This window comes from Nonomuraea deserti (assembly GCF_004348685.1).
Classification (GTDB): domain Bacteria; phylum Actinomycetota; class Actinomycetes; order Streptosporangiales; family Streptosporangiaceae; genus Nonomuraea; species Nonomuraea deserti.
This window is the reverse complement of sequence record NZ_SMKO01000309.1, coordinates 1-7,572: the sequence shown is the minus strand read 5'-3', so window position 1 is coordinate 7,572 and position 7,572 is coordinate 1. Positions and strand designations below refer to the sequence as shown.

Genomic DNA, 7,572 nt, shown 5'->3' with positions numbered 1-7,572 from the left:
CGCCCACTCGGCGCCCCCTCGGCGCCCCCCTGGGTGTTCCCTCACCGCCCCTCGGTGGCCGCTCGACCCTGGGGAAGCCGTGGATGCGCGTACACGGACCGGGCCTCTCGCCCTTGACCGGACCTGTTGAGACGTATACATATCTATTCACAGCCAACTATTCATTCGCTTGAGAGGTGCAGGTGAAGGCAACCATCACGGTGCTCGCGACCGCGGCGGCGCTCGTCTTATGCCCGGCGAGCGCACAGGCCGAGGCGGGTGACGAGCCGCGCTTCTCGGTGCCCGGGCGAGGCGGCGGGACCTGCGTCGACGCGCCCCTGACCATCACGTTCCCCGAGCCGCCGGCGCTGGGCACGACCGGCGCGATCGAGGTGCGCCGCGCCGACGGGACGCTCGCCGACCGCGTCGAGGCCGCCACCGCCAAGACCGACAGGAAGAACGTCGGCAGCGCCGTCTCCGACACGGGACTGCCGCACGACTTCTCGTACGAATCGATCATGATCGAGGGCCGCCGGGCCGACGTCTACCTGCACCATCGGCTGGAGTACGGCCAGGAGTACTACGTCACCGTCGACCAGGGCGTGTTCGCGGGCTTCGACGGCGTTCGGGACCCGCGGGCCTGGCGGTTCACGACGACCGGGCGCGAGCCCAGGCCGGGCCGGCTGACGGTGTCGGCCAAGGGAGCCGGCGACTTCTGCACCGTGCAGGGCGCCATCGACGCGGTGCCGATCGGCAACACGACTCCGGTGACGATCGACGTGCGGCCCGGCGTCTACACCGAGATCGTCTACGTCCGCGAGGACCGCCCGCACATCACCGTGCGGGGCGCGGGGGCGAAGCGCACCGTGATCCGCTATCCCAACAACGACCTGCGCAACGGCGACAAGGCGCTGAGCGACGGCGGCCCCGAGGATGTGTGCCCGCGCCGCGTGCTGGAGACGTCCGACCTGCACAACTGCTGGCGGGCCTCGTTCGGGGTGGACGCGTCCGACTTCCGGATGAGCGACGTCACCCTGCACAACACGACGCCGGACGGCGGCTCGCAGGCCGAGGCGTTCCGGGGCAACAACGAGCGCATCGCGCTCGAACGCGTGCACCTGCGCAGCTTCCAGGACACGCTGCGCCTGCAGGGCAAGGGCTTCGTGACCGACAGCCACATCAGCGGCGACACCGACTTCGTCTGGGGCACCGGCACGGTGTTCATCCAGGACACGGTGCTGGAGTCGACGGACCGCGGCTACATCTCGCAGAGCCGCAACGACGCGACCCGGCCTGGCACGGTGTTCGTCAGGACCAAGCTGACGCGGGCGCCCGGCGTGCCGGACGGCTCGGTGGCGCTGAGCCGCAGCGCGGTGTGGCGGTTCACGCACAGCCAGGTCGTGTACATCGACACCGAGATGGACGGCCACATCGACCCGGCCGGCTGGCAGATCGACCCGAACGACTGCGCGCAGGCCCAGCAGACGTCCTTCTGGGAGTACGGCAGCACCGACCTGTCCGGCCGCGCGATCGACACCTCGCAGCGGCTGCCCTGTTCGCGCCAGCTCACGGACGCCGAGGCGGAGCAGTGGAGCGACCCGTCATTCGTCCTGGGCGGCTGGGATCCGCAGCCGGGCCACCACTGAGACGGCAGGAGCCGACGTGATGAACAAAGGTGACGGAATGGACGGAACGGCGAGCAGGCGCGGCGTGCTGGGCGGGGTCCTGGGCGGGCTCGGCGCGGCCGTCGTCGCGGGCGCGGCGGCGCCGGCCTCGGCGGCCACGACGCGGGCCGCGACCCGCGCCGCGATGGAGACGGCGGGGCTCGGGGCCAAGCAGCCGCCGCGCCCGGTGGCGCCGGTGAACCAGGAGATCGCCGCCAGGTTCGGCCCCGAGTACAGGACGCTGCCCGACGCCGTGGCGGGCGTGGACATCGAGCCGCTGATCGGCATCCACTCGGCCGCCGACATCGCGGCCAGGCGCAAGGCCATGGCGGACTACATCTGGAAGGGCGCAGGCCTGCCCACGTCACTGCCGGAGGTGGAGCGAGGCGTCGACGCGCCCGACTTCGCCTCGCTGACCGGCGTGCGCAGGATCGACCGGCTGACGGTCCCGCTGCGCTACCGCGTCTCGGCCAAGGTGTACGACCTCCTGCCGCGCAAGGGCTGGAACCGGCGGCTGGCTCTCTACCACAACGGGCACGGCGAGCCGTTCGACACCATGCTCCGCACCGTCCAGGCGCTGCTGGACCGGGGCTACCGGGTGATGACGTACGCGATGCCGTTCCACCACTGGAACGCCCAGCAGATCGCCGACCCGGACGATCCGGACAAACTGCTGCCCGGCCCCTCGCACCGGGAACTCCCGCCGTGGGAGAGGGCCGGGTTCTCGACGCTGACGTTCTTCCTCGAACCGCTCACGGTGACCCTGAACTACGCGCAGGCGACGTACCGGCCGGCCTCCGTGGAGATGGTCGGCCTGTCGGGCGGCGGCTGGACGACCACGGTCTATTCCGCGCTCGACCCGCGGGTGACGCGCAGCTATCCGGTGGCCGGGTCGCTGCCGTTCTTCCTGCGCCCGGCCTCGCCCAAGCCGAGCCCGACGATCGGCGACTTCGAGCAGACCAAGGGGGCGCTGCCGGGCTTCTACGCCGCCGAGTCCGACGACTTCCTCGACATGTACGTGCTGGCCTCGACCGGCCGGGGGCGCGGCCAGCTGCAGGTTCTCAACCGGTTCGACGACTGCTGCTTCAACGGGGTCGGGCACCGCGCCTACCACGCCCCGGTGCGCGACCGGGTGGCGCTGCTCGCGGGCGGGCGGCCCGAGGAGGGGCGGTGGGACATCCTCGAGGACGCCACGCACGAGGACCACACCATCTCGCCGCACGCGCTGTCCGTGATCCTCTGGGATCTTGACACCTCAAATATCACAACCTAATATCGGAATATAGATACATTATTGAATAAATATTCAGGCGGAGGATTGCGTGGCGGTCAGGACTTTTTCCCACCGGCGCCGGGTGATCGTGAACACCGACGCCAAAAATGAGGCGGACGACCAATTCGCGATCGTGCACGCCCTGCTCTCCCCGAGCCTCGACATTCGAGGTCTGGTGCCCGCGCATTTCGGCAACAGACGCACCCGGTCGAGCCTGGAGGAAAGCCGGGAGGAGATCGAGCTGCTGCTGCGGCTGATGAAGCTCGACGGCCAGGTGCCGGTGGCCGACGGCGTGCCGTACGCGCTGCCCGACGTCGGCACCCCGGTCATGACGCCGGGCGTCGAGCTGATCATCTCCGAGGCCATGCGCGACGTGGCCGAGCCGCTCTTCGTGGCGTTCCTCGGCCCGCTCACCGACATGGCCTCGGCCCTGCTCCTGGAGCCGCGCATCGCCGAACGGGACGTGACCGTGATCTGGATCGGCGGCGGCGGTTACGACGGCAGAGGGGGTGACCCGGGACGCCCCGAGTTCAACCTGTCCAACGACATCGTGGCGGCCAACATCGTGTTCTCGTCGGCGCTGCGGGTCTGGCAGATCCCCGCGCCGACGTACCGGATGATGGCGGTCGGCTACGCCGAGCTGGACGAGAAGGTCGCGCCGTACGGCGAGATCGGCGAGTACCTCGTGCGCCAGCTCGTCGAATGGAACGAGAGCCAGCACGGCGGGTCGATCGAGTTCCGCGTGCTGGGCGACTCCCCCGCGATCGGGCTGATGCTGCACCCGGCGTGCGGGACCTGGGTGGAGCGGCCCGCGCCGAACTTCCGCCACGACGGCTCGCACGACTTCTCCGTCGCGAACCGGCCGATCCGCACGTACGACTCGATCGACGCACGGTTCATCCATGAGGACTTCTTCGCCAAACTGCGGGCCTTCGCGCAGAGGAGGGTGTGACATGAGCGCGCTGACGTTCGGCGCCGGGATATGGGCGTTCGGGCAGATCGTCGACAGGTACGCGACCGACGGCTACGGGCCGTCGAGGACGATGAGCGAGATGCTCGACCTGGCGGCGTCCGTGGACGGGCTGGAGTGCCTCGACATTAACGTGCCGTTCGCCGACGGCGTCTCCAAGACCTCCGAGCTGGCGGCGGCGCTGGCCGAGCGCGGCCTGCGGGCCAGGGCGATCACGCCGCACCTGTACACGCGGGAGTTCGTCAAGGGGGCGTTCACCAACCCCGATCCCGCCGTGCGCGAGCGCGCCGTGGAACGCGTGCACGAGGCGGTCGCCGTCGCGCGGGAGCTCGGGGCCGGCTACGTGAAGTTCTGGCCCGGCCAGGACGGCTTCGACATGCCGGGACAGGCCGACTACGCGCGGTTGTGGGATCTGACGGTGTCCGCGATCCGCGAGCTGGCCTCGGCGCACCCGGACGTGCAGTTCGCGATCGAGTACAAGGCCAAGGAGCCGCGGGTGCGCATCACGCTCTCCGACGCGGCCCGCACCCTGCTGGCCATCGAGGAGGCCGGGCAGCCGAACGTCGGCATCGTCATGGACTTCGGCCACTCCCTGCTCGCCGGCGAGACGCCCGCCGAGGCGGTGCAGCTCGTGCACCGGCGCGGGCGGCTGGTGTCGGTGGAGCTGAACGACAACTGGCGCGGCTGGGACGACGACCTGCCGGTGGCGTCGGTGCACCTGTTCGAGACCATCGAATACCTGCTGGCGGTGCGGCGCATCGGCTGGAGCGCGCCGGTCCTGCTCGACCAGTTCCCCTTCAGGGAGGACCCGGTGCGTGCGCTGTCGCAGAGCATCGCCACGATCCGGATGCTGGAGCAGGTGTGCGACCGCGTCGACCTCGACGAGCTGCGTGACGCGCAGGAGCGGCAGGACGCGCTCAGGGCCCAGGCGCTGCTCTGGTCGGCGCTCGGAGCCGCACGCGAGACGGCCGGGGCGGCAGGCGAGGCGACCGGGACCGCACGTGAGACGGCCGGGGCGGCAGGCGAGGCGACCGGGACAGGGACCGCACGTGAGACGTAGCGACGCCCGGCCGGCCGCGCCGGAAGACGGGGGCGGGCCGTGACGCTCACGCAGACCGCCGGCGGCCTCCTGCTGCCCGACCACGACGCGATCGGCGAATGGCGCCGGCTGCGCGACCGGCTGGCGCACGCCGACCGGGCCGCCTCCGCCGCCGCGCTGGCCGCGCTGGCGGGCGGGATCCGGCGCACGGTGATCAGCACGATCCACGCGGCGGGCCTCGGGCACACCGGAGGCGACCTGTCCGTGACCGACATCCTCACCACGCTGTACGGCGCCGTGCTGCGCATCGACCCGGCCAGGCCGGACTGGCCCGAGCGCGACCGCCTCATCCTGAGCAAGGGACACTGCTCGGTCGCGCTCTACACCACGCTCACGACCTGCGGCTTCTTCCCCGCGGACCGGCTGGCCACGTTCGCGGCCCCGTTGTCGCCGCTCAACGGCCATCCCAGCCGCAAGGCGGTGCCGGGCGTCGAGACCAGCTCGGGCCCGCTCGGGCACGGGCTGCCCGTCGGCGTCGGTGTGGCGGTCGGCCTGCGCCTGCGCGGGTCGCCGGCCAGGACCGTGGTCGTTCTCGGCGACGGCGAGCTGCAGGAGGGCAGCAACTGGGAGGCCGCCATGACGGCGGCGCACCGGGGGTTGTCGTCGCTGACGGCCGTCATCGACCGCAACGGGCTGCAGCAGGGCGCGCGCACCGGCGACACCAACGACCTGGAGCCGCTCGCGGACAAGTGGCGGGCGTTCGGGTGGGAGGTCGCCGAGGTCGACGGGCACGACCATCTGGCGCTGCTGGACGCCGTGACCGCGCCGCGCGCCGAGCCGAGGCCGCGCTGCGTGATCGCGAGGACCGTGAAAGGGCGAGGGGTGTCGTTCATGGAGGACCGGGTGGAGTGGCATCACAAGGTGCCGGACGCCGAGCAGACCCGCATGGCGCTCGAGGAACTGCGTTGATCGTCGAAGAGACGCACGACTGCAGGGACGCCTTCGCCGCGGAGCTGGTGCGGCTGGCCCGCGCCGACAGCCGGATCGTGGCCGTGTGCAACGACTCGGTGGGGTCGAGCAAGCTGGCCGCCTTCGCCCAGGAGTTCCCCGACCGGCTGATCAACGTCGGCATCGCGGAGCAGGACATGGTGGGCATCGGCGCGGGGCTGGCCAACGCGGGGCTGGTGCCGTTCGTGTGCGGGGCGGCGACGTTCCTGACCGCGCGGGCGCTGGAGCAGATCAAGGCCGACGTCGCCTACAGCCTGGCCAACGTCAAGCTGTGCGGCATGAGCCCGGGGCTCGCCTACGGGGCGCTCGGGCCCACCCACCACTCGACGGAGGACCTGTCGTGGCTGCGGGCCATCGCCGACCTGCCCGTCGTCGTGCCCGCCGATCCCGCGCAGACCAGCGCGGCGATCCGGTGGGCGGCGGAGACGACGGGGCCGGTGTTCCTGCGGATCGGCCGCTTCCCCGTGCCGGACGTCTCGCCGCCCGGCGGCCCCGCCTTCGCCTACGGGCGGGCGGCGCGGCTGCGGGACGGCGAGGACGCGACGCTCGTGGCGACCGGCACGATGGTCAGCCGCGCGCTCCAGGCCGCCGCGCTGCTCGCCGAGCGCGGGGTGGAGGCCCGGGTGGTGAACGTGTCGACGATCTCCCCGCTCGACCGCGAGGAGATCATCGCCGCCGCCCGGCAGACCAGGGCGGTCGTCACGGCCGAGGAGGCGGTGCCCACCGGCGGGCTCGGGGCGGCGGTGGCGGAGGTCGTGCTGGAGACCAGGCCGGTGCCGATGCGGCTGCTCGGCCCCCGTACGTTCGCGCCGACCGGGGAGACGGCGTTCCTGCTGGAACACTTCGGGCTCACCGCCGAGGGCATCGCCCGCTCGACGCTGGACGTGCTGGGCCTCGGGCACGGCGACCTCGGAAACACCGGTCTCGGAACCACCGGCGTCGAAGGCGGCGACCTCGGAGGCCGCGGCCTCGAAGGCGGCGACCTCGGAACCACCGGCCTCGGAGGTGGCGACCACAGTGGTGGCGACCTCGGAGGCGCCGGGCACGGCGGCGGCCTCGCAGGTGCGGGTCATGACGGCTGACCCGCTGGTCCTGGGCGTCGACCAGGGCACCAGCGCCACCAAGGCGATCGTCGTGGACGCCTCGGGCGAGACGGTGGCGCGGGCCTCCGCGCCGCTCGCGCAGCGGCATCCGGCGCCGGGCATGGTGGAGCAGGACGGCGAGGAGCTGTGGCGCAGCGTCCGCGACGCGGTGTCGGCCTGCCTGGCAGGGGCGCCGCCCGGACGGGTGACGGCCGTGGGGCTGAGCGTGCAGCGCGAGTCGCTGATCCTCTGGGACCGCGCGTCGGGCGCGCCGCTGAGCCCGCTGGTGAGCTGGCAGGACCGCAGGGGCACCGATCTGTGCGCCCGGCTGGCCGCCTCGGGCGCGGCGCCCATGGTCCGCAGGATCAGCGGCCTGCCGCTGGACCCGATGTTCTCGGCGGCCAAGGCGGCCTGGCTGCTCGACCACCACGGCAGGGACGGCGGCAGGACGGGCGACCGGTCGGGCAGCCGAGACGGCGGCCGCGTAGGCGGGTGGTCGGGCGGTCGGGTGGGCGGCCGCGTAGGCGGGTGGTCGGGTGGTCGAGTGGGCGGTCGGG

Annotated in this window: 7 protein-coding genes; all 7 read left to right on the top strand. The window is 72.3% G+C overall.

What is annotated here, in order from left to right; all coding sequences use genetic code 11:
* The first annotated feature begins 182 nt into the window (after nucleotides 1-182).
* On the top strand, nucleotides 183-1,625 hold the full coding sequence (locus E1292_RS48580) for a pectinesterase family protein (RefSeq protein ID WP_132606581.1): 1,443 nt from the start codon (nucleotides 183-185) through the stop codon (nucleotides 1,623-1,625).
* A 37-nt stretch (nucleotides 1,626-1,662) separates the two neighbouring features.
* Nucleotides 1,663-2,916, top strand: a complete 1,254-nt coding sequence (locus E1292_RS48575; RefSeq protein ID WP_132606580.1) for a hypothetical protein — start codon at nucleotides 1,663-1,665, stop codon at nucleotides 2,914-2,916.
* Between the two features lie 49 nt (nucleotides 2,917-2,965).
* Nucleotides 2,966-3,868 carry a nucleoside hydrolase gene (locus E1292_RS48570; RefSeq protein ID WP_132606579.1) on the top strand — a complete coding sequence of 301 codons (903 nt, stop codon included), beginning with the start codon at nucleotides 2,966-2,968 and terminating at the stop codon, nucleotides 3,866-3,868.
* Between the two features lies 1 nt (nucleotide 3,869).
* Nucleotides 3,870-4,946: a sugar phosphate isomerase/epimerase family protein gene (locus tag E1292_RS48565; protein ID WP_132606578.1), complete on the top strand. Its 1,077-nt coding sequence runs from the start codon at nucleotides 3,870-3,872 to the stop codon at nucleotides 4,944-4,946.
* Between the two features lie 39 nt (nucleotides 4,947-4,985).
* The gene (locus E1292_RS48560; RefSeq protein WP_220447436.1) at nucleotides 4,986-5,894 is read left to right on the top strand and encodes a transketolase; all 909 of its coding nucleotides are present in this window, start codon (nucleotides 4,986-4,988) and stop codon (nucleotides 5,892-5,894) included.
* Entirely contained in the window at nucleotides 5,891-7,015 is a 1,125-nt protein-coding gene (locus E1292_RS48555) for a transketolase family protein (protein WP_181958419.1), read from the top strand. The genes E1292_RS48560 and E1292_RS48555 overlap by 4 nt, the downstream gene beginning before the upstream one ends.
* Nucleotides 7,005-7,572: FGGY family carbohydrate kinase (locus tag E1292_RS48550; RefSeq protein WP_246090972.1), on the top strand; the 568-nt coding region annotated here is incomplete at its 3' end. The genes E1292_RS48555 and E1292_RS48550, both read left to right, overlap by 11 nt.

What these genes read in the sequence shown, in the direction of transcription:
- E1292_RS48575 (WP_132606580.1), top strand. Translation starts at nt 1,663, where the DNA reads ATGGACGGAACGGCGAGCAGGCGCGGCGTGCTGGGCGGGGTCCTGGGC.
- E1292_RS48565 (WP_132606578.1), top strand. Translation starts at nt 3,870, where the DNA reads ATGAGCGCGCTGACGTTCGGCGCCGGGATATGGGCGTTCGGGCAGATC.